General features: G+C 66.8%; 12 protein-coding genes and 2 pseudogenes. 5 read left to right on the top strand and 9 right to left on the bottom strand.

Features of this window, described 5'->3' with window-relative positions:
* A pseudogene (locus G554_RS17810) lies at positions 1-362 on the top strand (hypothetical protein); the annotation flags it as partial.
* Positions 363-430: 68 nt separating this feature from the next.
* Here G554_RS17810 and G554_RS0107365 read toward each other — a convergent pair.
* The 7 genes from G554_RS0107365 to G554_RS0107335 form a co-directional block, all read right to left on the bottom strand.
* A complete protein-coding gene (locus G554_RS0107365) occupies positions 431-2,401 on the bottom strand; it encodes a hypothetical protein (protein ID WP_127843621.1) in 1,971 nt (656 codons plus the stop codon).
* A 443-nt stretch (positions 2,402-2,844) separates the two neighbouring features.
* Positions 2,845-3,534 carry an ABC transporter ATP-binding protein gene (locus G554_RS0107360; protein WP_211220423.1) on the bottom strand — a complete coding sequence of 230 codons (690 nt, stop codon included), beginning with the start codon at positions 3,532-3,534 and terminating at the stop codon, positions 2,845-2,847.
* A 536-nt stretch (positions 3,535-4,070) separates the two neighbouring features.
* Positions 4,071-5,324 (bottom strand): anaerobic glycerol-3-phosphate dehydrogenase subunit C, encoded by a 1,254-nt coding sequence (locus G554_RS0107355; protein ID WP_027587401.1) that lies wholly within the window; start codon positions 5,322-5,324, stop codon positions 4,071-4,073.
* Position 5,325: 1 nt separating this feature from the next.
* Positions 5,326-6,696 carry a glycerol-3-phosphate dehydrogenase subunit GlpB gene (glpB, locus tag G554_RS0107350; protein WP_027587400.1) on the bottom strand — a complete coding sequence of 457 codons (1,371 nt, stop codon included), beginning with the start codon at positions 6,694-6,696 and terminating at the stop codon, positions 5,326-5,328.
* Positions 6,693-8,351 carry an anaerobic glycerol-3-phosphate dehydrogenase subunit GlpA gene (glpA, locus tag G554_RS0107345; RefSeq protein ID WP_027587399.1) on the bottom strand — a complete coding sequence of 553 codons (1,659 nt, stop codon included), beginning with the start codon at positions 8,349-8,351 and terminating at the stop codon, positions 6,693-6,695. The genes glpB and glpA overlap by 4 nt, the downstream gene beginning before the upstream one ends.
* Before the next feature lie 317 nt (positions 8,352-8,668).
* Positions 8,669-9,571 carry a hypothetical protein gene (locus G554_RS0107340; RefSeq protein ID WP_027587398.1) on the bottom strand — a complete coding sequence of 301 codons (903 nt, stop codon included), beginning with the start codon at positions 9,569-9,571 and terminating at the stop codon, positions 8,669-8,671.
* A gap of 22 nt (positions 9,572-9,593) precedes the next feature.
* Positions 9,594-10,556: a 2-hydroxyacid dehydrogenase gene (locus G554_RS0107335; RefSeq protein ID WP_027587397.1), complete on the bottom strand. Its 963-nt coding sequence runs from the start codon at positions 10,554-10,556 to the stop codon at positions 9,594-9,596.
* Positions 10,557-10,754: 198 nt separating this feature from the next.
* Here G554_RS0107335 and G554_RS0107330 point away from each other — a divergent pair, with 198 nt between their 5' ends.
* The 3 genes and pseudogenes from G554_RS0107330 to G554_RS0107320 all read left to right on the top strand — a co-directional run bounded on the left by G554_RS0107330 (position 10,755) and on the right by G554_RS0107320 (position 13,985).
* A complete protein-coding gene (locus G554_RS0107330; RefSeq protein WP_154654212.1) occupies positions 10,755-11,195 on the top strand; it encodes a MarR family winged helix-turn-helix transcriptional regulator in 441 nt (146 codons plus the stop codon).
* Positions 11,192-12,657: pseudogene (locus tag G554_RS15285) on the top strand (chloride channel protein). The gene G554_RS0107330 and the pseudogene G554_RS15285 overlap by 4 nt, the downstream one beginning before the upstream one ends.
* Positions 12,658-12,749: 92 nt before the next feature.
* The gene (locus tag G554_RS0107320; RefSeq protein ID WP_027587395.1) at positions 12,750-13,985 is read left to right on the top strand and encodes an ATP-binding protein; all 1,236 of its coding nucleotides are present in this window, start codon (positions 12,750-12,752) and stop codon (positions 13,983-13,985) included.
* Between the two features lie 49 nt (positions 13,986-14,034).
* Here G554_RS0107320 and G554_RS15280 read toward each other — a convergent pair whose 3' ends face one another.
* Both G554_RS15280 and G554_RS0107310 read right to left on the bottom strand, forming a co-directional pair.
* Positions 14,035-15,432 carry an amino acid permease gene (locus G554_RS15280; RefSeq protein ID WP_084648394.1) on the bottom strand — a complete coding sequence of 466 codons (1,398 nt, stop codon included), beginning with the start codon at positions 15,430-15,432 and terminating at the stop codon, positions 14,035-14,037.
* Between the two features lie 159 nt (positions 15,433-15,591).
* Positions 15,592-16,071: a MarR family winged helix-turn-helix transcriptional regulator gene (locus G554_RS0107310; protein WP_036925004.1), complete on the bottom strand. Its 480-nt coding sequence runs from the start codon at positions 16,069-16,071 to the stop codon at positions 15,592-15,594.
* Between the two features lie 170 nt (positions 16,072-16,241).
* Here G554_RS0107310 and G554_RS0107305 point away from each other — a divergent pair, with 170 nt between their 5' ends.
* Positions 16,242-16,784 carry a YceI family protein gene (locus G554_RS0107305; RefSeq protein WP_027587393.1) on the top strand — a complete coding sequence of 181 codons (543 nt, stop codon included), beginning with the start codon at positions 16,242-16,244 and terminating at the stop codon, positions 16,782-16,784.
* Positions 16,785-16,803: the final 19 nt, after the last annotated feature.

The raw sequence follows: 16,803 nt of genomic DNA, 5'->3' as shown, positions 1-16,803 counted from the left end.
CCGCACCCGACAAGGGATACCTGCCGGCTGCCGTCACCACCGTCTCGCAGATCTACGACCAGTCCGCCCACCCCGAGGCACTACCCCGGCTGATACACCTGACCACCACAGGCACCATGGGCGGCGGCATGCACCCCATGGGCCTGGAGCACCCGCCGGACCTCGGGGCCGCTCCGGGACGCGGTCTCACCCCGCCCACAGCTCTGGGGTCGGCGGCAGGCGACTCGCTCACCTACTCCACCCAGGCCTGGTGCGCCGGCACCGACCTGCTGGACCTGCAGAAACTCTTCGGGGTCTACCAGTACGTCCAGACGCCGACCATGGGCAAGACCCTGGCAGCGCTGCAGAAGTGCCGCGGCTGAGCCTCCCCCGTCATCACCACTCGATGGCGCGGATCGGGCATCGGCCACCCTGTCGATCAACGGCTCCCTCACACCAGCGCGTCCACCGTCCTCTCCTTGGCCGTCACCCCAACCATCGCGCCAGCTCCTGAGATCGCAACCGCACCGACGAGCACACCAGCAGCCAGCGCCATGACACCGGTCGGCACGCTCAACTCCAAACCCTTGTTCACCGCCGCCACCAACGCCGTGGGAAGAATCCCGACAGCGATCGTCAGCGGAACAACAGTGAAGGTGAGCACCCCGAGCTGACTGGCGAGCACCCACCGACCGGTGGCAGGAGGAAGCCCGATGGCGAGGAACTGCGCAGAATGCTGGCGCAGGTCGGCCCCCAGGGCGCGGGTGGAGACGAAGGTCGCGAGCAGGGCGATGACCGACAGTGCCCCGACTGCGAGCCACCACTCCCACGGGATCGGCGGCGGCTCGGGGTCGACGTGATAGTTCACGACGCGTGGATCACCCCCGGCCGAGAACACCGCGCTCTTGGTGAGGGTGATCTGGCGATCCGTGACACCGGTGTAGACGTAGGCATCCTTGGCAGCAGTCACGTTCATGGCCTCAGCGGTGGACCTCAGCATGACTGCGGCATACTTCTGCGCCCATGCCGGTTGGAACTCTGTGTGAGCCGTCGGAAGTGTTCTCGACCTGCCGTTGTCGGGGACAAACGTGAGATCCGTCCTCGCACCACTGATGTCCAGAAGACCGCCCGCATCAAGCGTCTTCACGACGGCCGCATCCAAGGGGGCGTCATTCAGGCGTGCCAGGTCGTCAGTGCTGGAGACCACCATGACGCCGAAGCAGTTGCTCGCGGATCCCTCCACCGCGCCGGCAGCGCTCCCCACCGCCACAGGGTCGCGCACACCTGACGTGCGCTCAACAGCTCGCACAATGGCAGGAGAAGGAGCCTCACCCATCGGATCCTGAAGGACGAGCTGGCCTCTCGGCACCAGCGCCTGGGCGGCGTTCGACACCTGGATCGAGGTCACCAGCACCGTCAGCGAACACGGCAGGGCCAAGCATCCGCACAGCAGGACGGCAACGGTCGTCACCCTCCCGGCCTGCGTCTGGGCGAGGCGGTGCGCGATTCTCCCATTCACGCTGGGTGGAAGGGGCATCCGCACAGCCAGATGCACCGCATCGGGGAGGATCAGCAGCGCAGCGACTGTCATGACAATGCCCAGGACAAGCGCATCCTCGATCGAGCGCACCACCGCCAGCTGGTACAGGCACCAGGCCACCGCACCGGCAGCCACCCCACGCCTCGCAACCCTCGTCCACCTCCTGATACGGCCCGATGTGCGATATCCACGCCGGGGAATGGAGACGACAACCGCGGATACCAGCGCCGACGTGAGCGAGACCACGCTCAGGCGCACCAACAACCCTCCCAACGGCGGGAACGGGGACATGGGTTGAGTCAGCAACCGCGGTATCACCCACAGGCGAGCCAGCCACCCCAGCAGCACGCCTGCCAGGGAACCAACCACTGCTGCCGATATCACAAGCGAGGCAATCGCCAGAAGAACCCCGGTGATGACGGGCCGCCCAGGCACGCCGAGTCTCGTGATCGCATCCGCCTCATCCCGGAGCCTGGGCATGAGCATGCCCACCATGACGATTCCTGCCAGAGCCATCAACCCCAAGGACGGGAAGGTGAACAGACCTGGAGTTCTCTGGGTGAGCGAGCGCTGCGACGACGTCAGATAGAACGACCTGCTGTTCGAGCCATTCATCAGAGAGTCCACGGGAATACCCGAGATCCTCGAGAGGACAGCTGCACCCTCGGAAATCGGCAACGAGTCCCAGGACACGACAAGACTGGACGAGCTCTGAGGAAATGATCCTCTTATCGACGCGGGCAGAGACTGCCACAGGTTCGAACCGCCATACACCTCCAAGATATCGGTCGCATATGGATCCACGAACACTCCGACAACAGCAATCTGCTTCACCCCGGAGAATACTGATATCTGGCCCGGATGCCCCAGCTTCTCATCCAAGGAGCGTGACAGTGCCACTTCTGAACTACTCTTGGGCATGCGACCAGATCGCAACACTATGCGCCTGTCCGATCCTCCATTCGAAACCTCACTGAACTCGACAACTGTTTGCAATCCCGTAGCAAGCCCCGTTGTTCGAGCCCCATCAACAGTCAGATCTGACGATTGTACCTGTGTCGCCACATGATGAGCACCCGCCGTTTCAAGGTCATGTCTAACCCGAGACTCGACGGTTGACGCCACCCCCGGGGCCGTGCTCGGAATCCCGATCTGATAATCATGGCTCGACATCACTTTGTCTGCGATCTGAGCTCCACTCAGGGCAAACGAGTTAAGGACGATGTAAAGCATCACAAGACACGCCATCGAAGCGGCAATGAGTATGGAGCTGACCCTGCGCCTCTTGTTCCCGATCCATAGGATCGCCAATCGAATGGGGACCCTCATTCCAGGATCCTGCCATCATTCACATTCACGATCCTGTCGGCGTACTCGGTGCACAGCAGGTCATGGGTAGCGACGAGAACGCACACCCCATGATCATGAGCAAGTCCTCCCAACCGCTCGAACAGCGCACGGGACGCCTTGCTGTCCAACGCCCCGGTAGGCTCATCGGCGAGCAGAACGGACTGTTCGCCGGCCAAGGCCCGTGCGATCCCGACTCGCTGGCGCTGTCCACCGGACATGTCCGCCGGAGGACGGTCACCGAGGTCACCGATTCCCAGCTCCTGGAGAGCGTCATCCGCGCGTTGATCCGCCTCGCGGAAGGTCATCCCCCTGGCCAAGAGCGGAATTGCGATGTTCTCCCGCGCAGTGAACTCCGCGATGAGATTGTCGTCCTGGAATACGACGGCGACATTCTCCAGGCGAATCCGGGCACGTTCCTTCTCCGAGAGTCCATTGAGGGCGACACCTCGCACCATCACTGATCCAGAGTCAGGAACATCCAATCCTGCGATGATATTGAGCAGGGTGGTTTTTCCGGACCCGCTCGCCCCGAGCATCGCGCACATCTCGCCGGCCATGAGTGAGACACTGGCGCAATCAACAGCGCACACCCGCCCGGCCTGGCTGACGTATGTCCGGGTCACTGATTCCACCCGTACCACTTCTGGACGCGAACTTTCGACCATCCCGGTGGACCGTCCCTGTGGGGACGGTCCACCGGGGGCGGTCAGCATGAACCGTTCGTGGCCCATGAGGTGAGCGTGTTGTCGTCGATGGTGTTGATGTCGGAGTAGACACACACTCTGCTTACTGGGCAGAGCGAGCTACCCGCATGCGCACTTGGTATCGCGAGCCCCCCAAGGAGCAGGGCTGCTGCTCCGACTCCAATAAACGCCTTCTTGATTCTCATAACGAGCCTCCCTGATCGATTGGTGGAGCTCGCATCCGCGAACATGGTTGTCACATTAGACCCGTCGAATCCTCTCGTACAGAGAAGGACCAGAAGTCTGCCCGATCGGGCAATTGTCGACAGACCGATCAGCACCCTGACATCCACCGCCCCAGACCACGGATGCAGGGAAATGGCACGGATGCAGTGGAGCTCCACTACATCCGTGCCATTTCCCTGCATCCGTGCCGAAAGGCTGGCCGGACCCTGGCCGGACCCCGCCCGGCCAGAGCCGATCTCAGCCCAGCCAGCCGAACCAGCCGACCCGCGGACTCACTTCAGCAGATTGTCCGACAGTCCCAGGGCATGGTGCAGCAGCCACACCGGGTGCACGATCTTGACCCCCGAGGACTTGGCGATCTGCCAGCGGCAGGTCTCGGTGTCGCAGACACCGACGCCCTCGTTGTAGTTCTGCATGTGCTCGAAGACGCCCTTGCCGATCTTCTGGGCGGTGTCGTAGCGCTCGGCCTTCAGGCCGTAGGTGCCGGCGATTCCGCAGCACGGCTCGTTGGACTCGATCACCTTGACCCCGGGGATCAGCTCCATCAGCTGAACGGCCGGGAAGCCCATTCCCTGGCTCTTCACCTGGCAGGGCTGGTGGTACGGCACCGTGAGATCGATCTCCTTGAACTCCGAGGCGTCCAGGCGACCGGCCCGGTACTCCTCCATGAGGAACTCGCAGAAGTCGCGCGAGCGCACCGACACATTGGCCAGCCGCGGGTCGTCGACCCCGATGACCTCGTGGGCCTCGTGCTTGACCATCCCGATGCACGAACCCGAGGAGGACACCACCGGGAGCTCGTTGCCGAACTTCAGGAGGTTGTCGCACAGGTTGAGGATGTCCTTGGTGGCTCCCTTGAACAGCCCGTTGGACTGCTTGGCCAGTCCGCAGCAGGACTGCTTGGGGACGAAGACCTCGTAGCCCAGGTGCTCCAGCACCTCGATGGACTTCTTGGAGGTCTCGGTCTCGAAGTAGCCGCCGGCGCAGCCCTGGAAGAAGACCACCGGCCCCTTGGTCGGCTTGATGTCGGTCTTGGTGCGGTGCTTGAGCCACTTGGCCAGGGTCTCGGTGTGAGCAGTCGGCATCGGCGCGTCGCGATGGATCTTGATGACCTTCTCGATCACCACGCGCAGCGGCCGCAGCCCCAGTGCCCAGTTGGCCACCGGTGCCACCGGGGACAGGAACATGCCCTCGAGATTGGTCTCGGGGATGATCCGGTCCCGCAGCGGGAAGCCGTTCTGCTCCTTCATCCTGGTCGCCGCCTGCTCGTTGAGCTCGGCGATCTTGACCCCCTGCGGGCAGTTCAGCGTGCAGATGCCGCAGAAATCGCACCACTGCAGGGAGTGATCCACCGAGGCCCCGTCGCGGAAGCGCTCGGCCTGGGGGCCGTTGTACTTCGGCCCGGTGAACAGCGGATTGGCCTTGGCGACCGGGCACACCGTCTCGCAGATGGTGCACTTGACGCAGTTGTCGAGGGAGGCGCGGGCCACCTCGTGACCGGCGAAGGTCTCCTCAATGACTCCCATTTCAGTTCCTTTCCGCGCTTGCTGCGAGGGGGGAGGACGCCGCAAGACCAGTGGCCGCAACCACCGGCAGCGAGGCCAGGATGGCGTCGGCCGCCTTGACAGCCGATCCGAGAGCGATCCCCTCACCGCTCTTCTCCTGCCACCGGGTGGCTCCGGCGATGACGCCACCAGCGGCATAGACGTTGTCGTAGACCGGCGATCCGCCGTCCACCACCTTCATCGACTCGTCGACGTCGACCCCCACCTTGAACAGCGGCTGAGCGACACCCCAGTACTTGTCGGTGACCAGGTGCTCCTCGTCGACCCCGTCGGGCAGCTTCACCGGAAGCCCGAGCACGGTGTCCAGCGGATGGCCGTGGGAGTCCAGCTTGAGGGCCCCGGACTCGAAACCACCGGCGGCCAGCAGGAAGGCATCGGCGGCGATCTCACGCTTGTGACCGGCGGTGGACGCCGTCACCGAGACCAGGTGCCCATCGGCAGCGGTGAACCCGGTGACCTTGGTACCCAGGATGAACTCGACCCGGGCATCCTTGACAGCCTTGACCAGGGCCTCATTGAGGCGCATCCCCGGCACGCACGGCGGCAGCGAGGGGATCTCGAAGACCGGGGCGCCGATGATCTGGCAGATCTCGGCGAATGCGGCCTTGTGGTCCTCCCCGCCGAGGACCGCCGGCAGACCGACGGTCTCGCCCTCGTTGACCAGGGCCTTGATCCCCTCGGCGAAGGTCCGCCGGGTCTTCGGGTCATCCAGCGCCCGGGCGAAGGTGAGCCCGGTGGCGTCGAACTCGTTGGGACGCGGCTCGAAGTCGGTCATCACCGCGCGGGCGGTGACGTGGCCACCGTCCGGCAGGGTGGTGCGCGACAGGTTCTGGGCGACCAGCATCGGGTGGAAGTCCTTGAGCTGGGCGATCCCGATGATGACGAGCTTGAGCCCGTCGTGGAGCTCCCCGGCGACCATCGTCGGGGGCACCAGGGCGGTGGGCCGAATCGCGCCGACGGCGGTCGGCAGGTTGACGTTGTGCTCGGCATCGCCGACCAGAAGATCCGGTCCGGCGACCTGCTGGAGGTACTCGACGCCGGTCCGAACGGCGTCCACCCCGATTCGGGAGTAGGGATGGGCGGGATGGGCGGCGGCGAAGGCGGCCACCGCCTCGAGCGGCGCGGAGACCCGATCAGGGGTGTAGCCGAGGATGTCGATCGATCCCTGGCCGAGCTGGATGCCGCCCAGACCCTTGGTGATCTGGGTGACTCTGGCACCGGCGGCGCGCAGCCGAAGGGATGCGATCAGACCGGCGATCCCGGCGCCGATGACGACGACGTGGGGGGTGGCACCGGCCCAGGTGGGGGTGGTGGGAATAGCTGTAGCGGTCACAGTTCGACCTCGCTCTCAGGAACAGGAAGATGCTCGACGTCGAAGGTGCCCTGGAAGATCCAGTCGTCGAGGGCGGTTTGGCGGACCTGCTCCCCGTAGAGGATGGGCCACAGGCCGATCCAGCGGTTCTTGAGGAACAGCCGCAGCAGGCCGGTGGCCCGCTCGATGTCGATCCCGCCGTCCTCGAGGGCGACGCCGGTGGCGCGCATCGAGCAGAACCCGCCCTGACAGGGGCCCATCCCCAGCCGCAGCTGGCGACGAAGGTCGTCGAGGGTGGCGTCGGGCTGCTCGGCGAGCAGGTCGGTGAGCATCTTGCGGCTCATCAGCTCGCACTCGCAGATGATCTGGTCATCGATCGCGGCGTGCGACGGCGTCCTGCCCGCCTTGGCCGCGACCGCCACATCGGTGGCCTTCGGCTTGACCTCCAGGTGCGTGGCCCGGGCCTTCTCGTTCTCACGCAGGCGGTGGGTGATGACGTAGGTGTGGCCGTCCGCGGAGCCGGGAACCGCCTCGTCGGCGGTGGTGCAGGGGCGGCTCTCGCCGAGCTGGTCACACATCACGTCGACGACGTTCTTGGCCATCAGGCGGTAGGTGGTGAGCTTGCCGCCGATGATCGAGACGATCCCCTGGACGCCGTCGCGGGTGCCGTGGTCGAGGATGCTCATGCCGCGCGACATGTGACGGGTGTCGGTGGCGGCGACCCGCTTGTCCTTGAACAGCGGCCGGGCGCCGGCCCAGGCGTGCACCGCACGGGCCTCGCGGAAGCCCGGGATGAGGGCCTCGCCGGAGTCGAACATCTGCTGGACCTCGTTGCGAGGAATGGCCAGACGCTGCGGATCATCGGCCTTGACGTCGGTGGTGCCGATGATAGACACCGTGTGCACCGGCACCAGGATGTCGCCGTCCGCGGGATAGATGCAGCGGTTGACGACGGTGTTCACCAGCCGGTGATTCATGGCGATCATGATGCCGCGGCCGGGGACCACCTCGACGTCGTGGCAACCGACCAGGTCGGCGATCCGTCCTGCCCAGGGGCCGGCGGTGTTGATGACGAAGCGGGTGGTGATGGTGACCTGCTCATCGTTCTTGAGGTCGTGAGCGATCACCGCGGTGACCTGATCACCCTCCCGGATGATCTCGGTGACGGCGGTGTAGGTGAGCACCTTGGCGCCGTGATCCTCGGCGGAGTGGGCGGCTCCCCAGACCATCTGCCAGCCGTCGACGGTGCCGTCGTGGACGGCGAAGGCCCGCTTGATACCAGGGTTGAGACGGGGCTCGCGGCGCAGCGCCTCGGCGGTGCTGATCTCGGTCCACGGCACCTTCGACTTGGTGGCACCCTCGGTCCACTGGTCGGAGAACTCCATCGGGTCGTCGGGGGTGACGACGAACAGGCCCCCGGTCTTCTCGACGGCGTCCGCGTGGATCCGGGTGACGATCTCGTTCTCCTCGGCGCACTCGGTGGCCGACTCGGGATCGGAGACGACGTAACGTCCGCCGGAGTGCAGCAGGCCGTGATAGCGGCCGGTGGTGCCCTGGCCGAGGTCGGCCTTGTCCAGCAGGACGGCGGAGAATCCGCGCATCGCAACGTCCCGCACGACGCCTGCACCGGTGGCACCGCCACCGATGACGACGACGTCTGCGTCCATGGTCCTCATGTGTGAAGCTCCTTCCGGGGCGCCGGTCCGGCTGATCGGTACCTGCCTGTGCGCCATTGCCAAGTCCACTACAGACAGTAGTTAAACATGTGGGAGTCGCCTATTGCGTACTTCCGATGTGCACATATCCGGGTGCGATGAGCACGGACGTGCACCTCGTCGCCACAGTTGTGCAGGACCGGCATCCTCGTAGCCCGGAGTCTGCTTTACGTGAGCATTTCGTTTCGTAAATGGAGTCCCCGACGATTACTCTCGCGAGGCGCGTTTTCGCGCGGATCTGCCCGGAAATGGGCCTAGAGGGGGTGATCGTCGGCAGGTCAACTCCGCGGAACGACCCACCCGACCGCTTCAGCGAGTTCAGCGGCAAGGACCTCCGGGGCCGTGGCCCAGATCAGGGCGTCCCACGGCTTGGCGGCCAAGGGCCGCCCGGGTGCCCGCCGCCGCAGTGCGGAGACCAGCGGATGGTGCTCGACCGGAAGCCACACCGTGATGTCGAGATCCGCCTCCTGCCAGGCGTGCATCCAGTCGACCGCCTCGACGACGTCGGGCTCGGGTTGCAGCGGCAGCGTCTCGTCGTTGGGCTGGCGAGGCCGGTCGGCCCGGCTCCAGATGGAGGCCACACGGCTCCACAGCGCCGGATCACCGGTCAGGCGCGCCCCGTACCACTGTGCGACGAAGTCGGTGTAGAACTCCATCGGGTAAGGCCCGGCGGTGCCGTGAGCGCCGATGAGTTCCCCGATGTCGCGCACCGAATCTGGCAGATCCCAGGCCCCCGAGCACTCCTTGCGGATCCTCCTGACCTCCCGGGCCAGGAACTCCGGCGGCTCGATGACCGCCGAAGGCTCGAGTTCGAGACCAAAGCCGATCAGCTCCTCGATGCAGGGAGCCTCGGCGGGCGGTTCCCCGTGGGTCGCCATCTCCAGCCAGGCGAGGCCGAAGTCGTTGTGGGCGAACATGGGCGGCGGGTCGATGAGCACCGCCCGCCCCACGGCCCCGTCGCGCACCAGTGCCGCGGCCGGACCGCACCCGTACCCCAGGCCGACCACCGCGTCCCAGCTCCGCCCGTCGGCCCTCACGTCCGCAAGCACCTGGGCCGCCTCCATGACGGCCACGATCGTCGGCACAGTGCTCGCCGGCCAGGCCACGGCATCGCCCATCCGCCGGGCGACCTCGCCCAGGGACCCCGGCCCCAGTTGGATGTCGATGAGCAGCGTCGTCATGGCGGGGCTCCGTCCACCGATCTCAGTTCACCGGGGTCTCGGCGGGCCTCCCGTCGAGCACCGCGAGGATGTTGCGGGCCGACAGGGCGCTCATCACCGCGCGGGTCGGGCGGGCCGCCGATCCGATGTGCGGCAGCAGGACGACGTTCTCCATCTCGAGCAGCCCGGGGGTGATCGAGGGCTCGTGCTCGTAGACGTCGAGCCCGGCCCCGGCGATCGTCCCGGCCCGCAGGGCTGCGACCAGGGCGTTCTCGTCGATGCAGGCGCCGCGCGCGGTGTTGACGACGAAGGCGGTCGGCTTCATCTTCTCCAGGGCCGCCGAGTCGATGATGTGGGTGGTCTCGGGGGTCAGCGGGCAGTGCAGGGAGACGACGTCGGAGACCCTCAGCAGTTCGTCGAGATCGACCCGGCGGGTTGCGGCGGTGGCCGGGTTGGTGGCGTCGACGGCGGAGGTGTCGTGGTCGTGGTGGGCGGTGTAGACGACGTCCATGCCGAAGGCTGCGCCGCGGCGGGCCATCGCCTCGCCGATCTGCCCCAGGCCGATGATGCCCAGGGTGGCGCCCTGGAGGCCGGCGCCCAGCATGAAGGTGTGGTCGTAGCGCCACGGTGTGCCGGCGCTCACCAGCCGCTCGGCCTCGCCGAGGCGGCGGGTGGCCATCAGCATGAGCCCGAAGGCCAGGTCCGCGGTCGCCTCGTGGAGCACCCCGGGGGTGGTGGTGACGACGATCCCCTGCTTGGTGGCGGCCTCGATGTCGACGTTGTTGAACCCGGCGGCGCACTGGCCGACGACCTTGAGCCTCGGGGCGCGGGCGAGCATCGCGGCGTCCAGGGGGTCGGAGAGGGAGCTGAGGACGGCGTCGGCGTCGACGATGGCCTCCTCCAGTTCCTCGCGGGTCATGAAGTGGTCCCCTCCCACGACGTCGTGGTCGCAGAGGAGTTCGAGCGCATCGGGCATCTGGGGGGCTGTGACGATGATCCTGGCCATGGGGCCACGCTATCGCCGACGCCGGGGCCGCGGCGGCACGGTCTTCTTCACCCTGGGCGAGACCCAATTACTGCCTGGTGCAACAATTGCGCCATGCAGATACCCGAGCGAGACATCGTCGCGACGTCGACGGGCGGTACCGCCCCGGCGAACCGGCCCGCCCCGGCGATCGATGCCGATGCCGTCGTCGACCAGGCCATGGACGTCTCGCGCGCCCTGGTGGACATCGCCGCGCGGTCGCTCATCGGCATCGGCGACGACATCACGCTTCCCCAGTACCGCGTCCTGGTTCTGGTCGACGGCGGGACGTCGCGCGGCGTCGACCTCGCACGGCTCCTGGGGGTGCACAGCTCCACCAGCAGCCGGCTCATCGACAAGCTCGTCGCCAAAGGGCTCCTCGACAGGCGCCCCGACCCTCAGGACCGTCGGTCCAACGCCCTGTCCATCACGCCCGAGGGTCATCGCCTGGTCACCCGGGTCAATGCCCGCAGGCGCGCCGAGATGCAGGATCTGTTCGAGCACCTGAAGCCCGATGAGGTTCCTCTGGTCCTCGAGGGCCTTCAACTGTTCAACGTCGCGGCCGCAGCATCGGGCCACGGCACCCCCACCGCACCGACCTCCACGGGTGATGCGCGATGACGCCCGGATCCACCACTGACCCCACGAAGGGACCCACCGCGTCCACCCTCAGGGAGCGCTGGAAGAACCTGCTGCGCCGGTTCCGCTCGGCGCTGGTGCCCCACCGCCCCATGGCGTTCCGGGACTCGCTCAACCGCTGGCTGCTGATGGGTGTGGTGATCGGGATCGTCTCGGGCCTGGGCGCGATCCTGTTCTACTTCTGCCTGCACACGGGCACCCGCTGGCTGCTGGGATATCTGGGCGGCTACACCCCGCCGAGCACCGCCGGGGAGGGGGACGGCGGCGCCGGCTCGGGGTTCACCCGGCCCTGGGCGATCCCCCTGGTGGTGACCGGCGGTGCGCTGGTCTCCGGGCTCCTGGTGTATTTCGTCGCCCCCGCGGCCAAGGGCCACGGCACCGACAACGCCATCCGCGCCGCCCATCACGATCCGACGTCGCTGCGCGGCAAGGTGGCGGCGGTGAAGATCCTCGCCTCCTCGATCCTCATCGGTTCCGGTGGCTCGGGCGGACGCGAGGGCCCGACCGCCCAGATCAGCGCCACCGTCATCTCCAGCCTGTGCCGGCGTCTGCGGATCAAGACCCCGGACGCCCGGATCGCGGTGATCGCCGCCACCGCATCGGGCATCGGGGCGATCTTCCGGGCGCCCCTGGGAGGCGCCCTGCTGGGGGCCGAGCTGCTCTACAAGGACGATCTGGAGGCCGACGCGATGATGCCCTCGCTCATCTCCTCGATCGTGGCCTATGTGGTCTTCGGATCGGTCTACGGCTTCGACCCGATCTTCGGGACGCTGAGCGGCGAGCAGTTCAACCAGCCGCTGCAGATTCTCTGGTTCGTCCTCATCGGCCTGGCCGCCGGTGCGATGGGCCGGCTGTACTGCGTCGTGTTCTACCGCGGCTCCGACTTCTTCGACGGGCTGGGCCTGCCCGGCTGGTTGACGCCGGCCATCGGCGGGCTGTGCGTCGGCCTGCTGGGCCTGGTGGTGCCCGCCGCCCTGGGTACCGGCTACGGCACGATCGCCCAGCAGATGATCCCCGAGACGCTGAGCGCGATGCCTCTCCTCATGGTCCTGGCGATCCCCTTCGCCAAGATCGCCGCGACGACGCTGTCCATCGGATCGGGCGGATCGGGCGGGGTCTTCGGCCCCGGCATGGTGATCGGCGGGGCCACCGGGGCCGCCGTGTGGCGTCTGCTGGAGGGACTGCCCGGGATTCCGGCCTCGCCGACGTCGTTCATCGTGGTGGGGATGATCGCCTGCTTCGGGGCGGCCGCCCACGCCCCGGTCGGCATGATGCTGATGGTCGGCGAGATGACCGGGAACCTGTCCCCCTGCTGGCCCCGGGCATGATCGCGGTGGCGGTCGCCTCCCGGGTGGTGGGGCCGGTCTCGATCTACCGGTCCCAGCTCACCGACCGCCTCGAGGGACGGAAGGTGCACTCACAGATCCCCGCCCACACCCGGTAGCCCTCAGACCTCCTGGCCCAGCTCGAGTTCCCGGACGTTCGGTTGCTTGATAACTTTTCCAGAAGGCCTGCGACTTTGATAAAATTATCAGAATGAGGACCGCCCTTGACTGCCCCTTCAGCCCCGGCGCCGACACGATTCCTCAGGTGTGGGCCGGACGGACTGCCCAGTTGAGCGACTGGCGCGACGTGGTTCGCCCCCGTCGTGTCGCTGGCCTGCCCGAACGAGGACGAACGATCCTCGGCGAGGCAGGTCTGGGAAAGTCCGCACTTGTCCGCCGCATCGCCCGCGATGCGGCAGCGTCCGGAGACTGGGTGACGCCTCAGCTGCGCGTGCCGTCGGGGTCGGATCCACTGATGATCTTGGCGAGGGCGCTCCTGAGTCTCGCCGATCAGGCAGGACTGCCCAGCTCCCGCGAGAAGCGCATCGGAGATCAGCTGAGACGCGTCGAGACAGTTGCGGCAGGAGGGATCTCTGTAACCTTGCACGGCCAGCCGGGGCCCGAGCCTTTCACCGCGATGGCCGATCTGCTGGTGCAGATCGGCCAGGCAGCTCTCCGACAAGGGGACACAGCCGTGCTCATCCATCTCGACGAGGTGCAGAACATCAATGACGCAGATGCCTTGTCCCAGCTGCTCATTGTGTTCGGCGACGCCCTGGCCCACGAGATCGCAGCCACTGCACCGGGCGGGATGGAGTTCATCCGGTCGCTGCCGATCGCGGTGTATCTGACGGGCCTTCCAGACTTCGCCGAGGCAGCAGGAGCGGACAAGGGCGCCACATTCACCCGCCGGTTCAGGACGACGATCCTCGCTCCGCTTGACGATGAGGATCTGGCCTCGGCCCTTCAACCATTTGTGACCGACGGCTGGCCCGTCCCCGACGACGAGGGCGGAATCGGGCGGGTGCGCATGACCCCTGACGCCCGCGACGCGATCCTGCGGGCATGCTGCGGTGAGCCATTCCTTTTCCAGCTGGCCGGGGAACAGGCCTGGTACGCCGACGGGTCTGACGTGATCACCCGGGATCACGTCCTCGCCGGCTGGCAGATCGCACGCCCGGAGGCCGCGGCGCATGTCGAGCGCATCCTCCAGCGCCTCCCGGGTCGTGAGCGAGAGTTCCTGGAGGCAATGTCAGGGCTGGCGCCCGAGGACCGCACTCTCACGCGCATCGCAGCGGAGATGGGTTACCCGAGGGCGTCGAACGCGGGGCCCACCTCACAACGTCTGGACAGCATGCGCGGAATCATCGCAAGGGGAAAGCCATACGCGTTCAGGCACCGGGCGGTCGAGGCCTATCTCACCACCGGCTGGCCGGACCTGACCTGACGCCCCGCCCCGCGTCGCTCAACACGAGGAAGGGCTCGTCACTCGAATCTCAGACCTCCCCGGCGGGCTCGGCGGCCGGGTCGGCGTCGACGAGCCGGTCTCCGGGGGTGACGACGGGCTTGAACGGGTCCTGGCCGAGCTGCCGCGTGCGGACGATGCCGATGACGAAGAGCACGACGGTCAGCCCGAAGGTGGCCAGGATCTGGCTGCGGACCCCGGCGTCGGTCATGCCCAGCCCGATGATCCCGATGAGCACCACGAGCGTGAGCCACGACAGGTAGGGGTAGCCCCACATCCTGAAGGGCAGCGTCTCCCCGTGCTTCTCGGCGCGGCGTCTCAGGATGATCTGCGAGGAGATGGTGAACAGATAGGTGACGATGATCGTGGAGCCCACGATGTTGAGCAGCACGTCCAGCACCTTGGCGCCCCAGATGTAGGTGAGGACGACGCACACATAGCCGAAGGCGACGCTCGACAGCACGGCGGCCACCGGGACATTGCGGCGCCCCTTGCGCATCACGACCTTCGACGCCATACCGCGTTGGGCCAGGGAGCAGAGCATCCGGGAGTCGCCGTACAGGTTGGCATTGAGGGAGCTGAGGATGGCCAGCACGATGATGAGGGTGAGCACGGCGTCGGCACCGGGGATCCGGGCCAGCGAGAGCACCGCCACGAATGGGGAACTGGCCAGCTTGGGATCGTCCCAGGGCAGCGCGAAGACCATGATGGCCACCGACCCCATGTAGAAGACCAGGATCCGCCAGATGATGGTGTTGATGGCCTTGCCGATGTGCTGGCGTGGATTCTCGGTGTCCGCAGCGGCGACCGCGACGATCTCGATACCGCCGAAGGCGAAGATCACGATGAGCAGACCGGTGGCCACCCCCGGCCAGCCGTTGGGCACAAACCCGCCATGGTGCAGGAAATTGGTCAGGCCAGGAGCCGGGGTGGGCAGCGCCCCGCACAGCAGCAGGACGCCGACAATCAGGAAGCCGACCACGGCGGCCACCTTGATGAGGGCGAACCAGAACTCGAACTCGCCGAACTTGTCGACCCCCAGCAGGTTGATGACGGTGAGCACCACCATGAACACGAGGGTGAGCAGCCAGTCGGGGGCGATCGGCCAGGCGGCCAGGAAGATCTGGGCGGCGGCGGTGCCCTCGGCCGCCACCACCACGGCCAGCTCCACCCACCAGACCCACCCCATCGCGAATCCGGCAGCCGGGCCCATGGCGCGGGAGGTGTAGACGGAGAAGGCTCCGGAGTCGGGGTGGGCTGCGACCATCTCGCCGAGCATCCGCATGATGGCGATGACCACCAGCCCGGCCACCACATAGGCCACCAGCACAGAGGGTCCGGCGGCGGCGATGCCCTTGCCGGAGCCCAGGAAGAGGCCGGTGCCGATCGCGCTGCCGAGGCTCATCATCACCAGATGGCGGCCCTTCATCCTCGGTGCGGGGGCTGCCTCTCGTTGGTCGACGGATGCCTGCGAGTGGCGGGACCTGCTGGACACGTGAGCTCCTCTGACACGACGGAATACCAACGACTGAGGCTATTGCCCCGTATCCCGTCCCGTCGCGGCGCCCCAGACCCTGGGACGCCGCCCTCAGCCCTCAAGGGCCTCGCGCTCGGCGGCCATCGTGGCGCTGATGTGGCCGAGGATCTGTTCCAGCTCCTCGAGGTGATCCATGTTCAGACCACCGAAGACCACCCGGCGCACCAGTCCGGCGTGGCCCGGCGCGGCGGCCACCACGGCCTCCCACCCGCTGTCCGACAGCCGCACCAGCTGGCCGCGGCCGTCGGTGCAGCAGGACTCACGGAAGAGCAGGCCACGCTTCTCCATCCGGGTGAGCTGATGGGACAGCCGGGAGCGCTCCCAGTGCATGGCGTCGGCCAGGGCGACCACCCTCATCGAGTGGTCCTCGGTCTCGGAGAGGAAGACCAGCACCTCGAAGTCCTGGAGGGACAGCTCCGAGTCGGTGGCCAGTTCCCGGTTGAGCAGCACCGGAAGGCCATTGGTGACCTCGAGCCACAGTCTCCAGACGCGCTGTTGATGGTCGTCGAGCCACGGGGTGTCCTCACTCATGTCGCTCATCCTCCCCCGCGGAGCCGAGCTGGAATAATTCGTGGGCTCCATAGTTGACATGTCACCAAGTGTGCGCCATGATGAGTGACGCGTCAACCACTTGACCCTTCCCAGCACCTCGGTCCGCAGCAACTCACCGACCGACTGCTCTCGACCACAAGGAGAACCCCATGACCACTCTCAGCGAACTCAATGGCTCCTACACCCTGGATCCCGCCCACACCCGGCTGGGCTTCGTCACCCGCCACGCGATGGTGACCAAGGTCCGCGGCTCCTTCACCGACTTCGAGGGCACCGCCTCGGGCAACGGCGCCGACCCCTCCTCGGCCGCCGTCTCGGTGACCATCAAGACCGACTCCTTCACCACCGGCGTCGCCGACCGTGACGGCCACATCAAGTCCGGCGACTTCCTGGAGGTCGACAAGTACCCGACCATCACCTTCGTCTCCACCGGTGCCGCGGTCTCCGGCGAGGACCTCGAGCTGACCGGCGACCTCACGATCAAGGGCATCACCAAGTCGGTCACCATCCCCTTCGAGTTCGACGGCGAGGCCAAGGACCCCTTCGGCAACACCCGGATCGGCTTCGAGGGCAAGACCAAGATCTCCCGCAAGGACTTCGGCATCACCTGGAACGCCGCCCTGGAGACCGGTGGCGTGCTGGTCAGCGACGAGATCACCCTGGAGCTGGAGATCAGCGCGATCAAGGCCTGACCCCGGCCGCGAGGAGTTG

The sequence above is a fragment of the Acidipropionibacterium thoenii DSM 20276 genome, from assembly GCF_000423445.1.
Lineage (GTDB): Bacteria > Actinomycetota > Actinomycetes > Propionibacteriales > Propionibacteriaceae > Acidipropionibacterium > Acidipropionibacterium thoenii.
The sequence above is the reverse complement of the archived record's forward strand: the minus strand, read 5'-3'. Positions and strand labels throughout refer to the sequence as shown.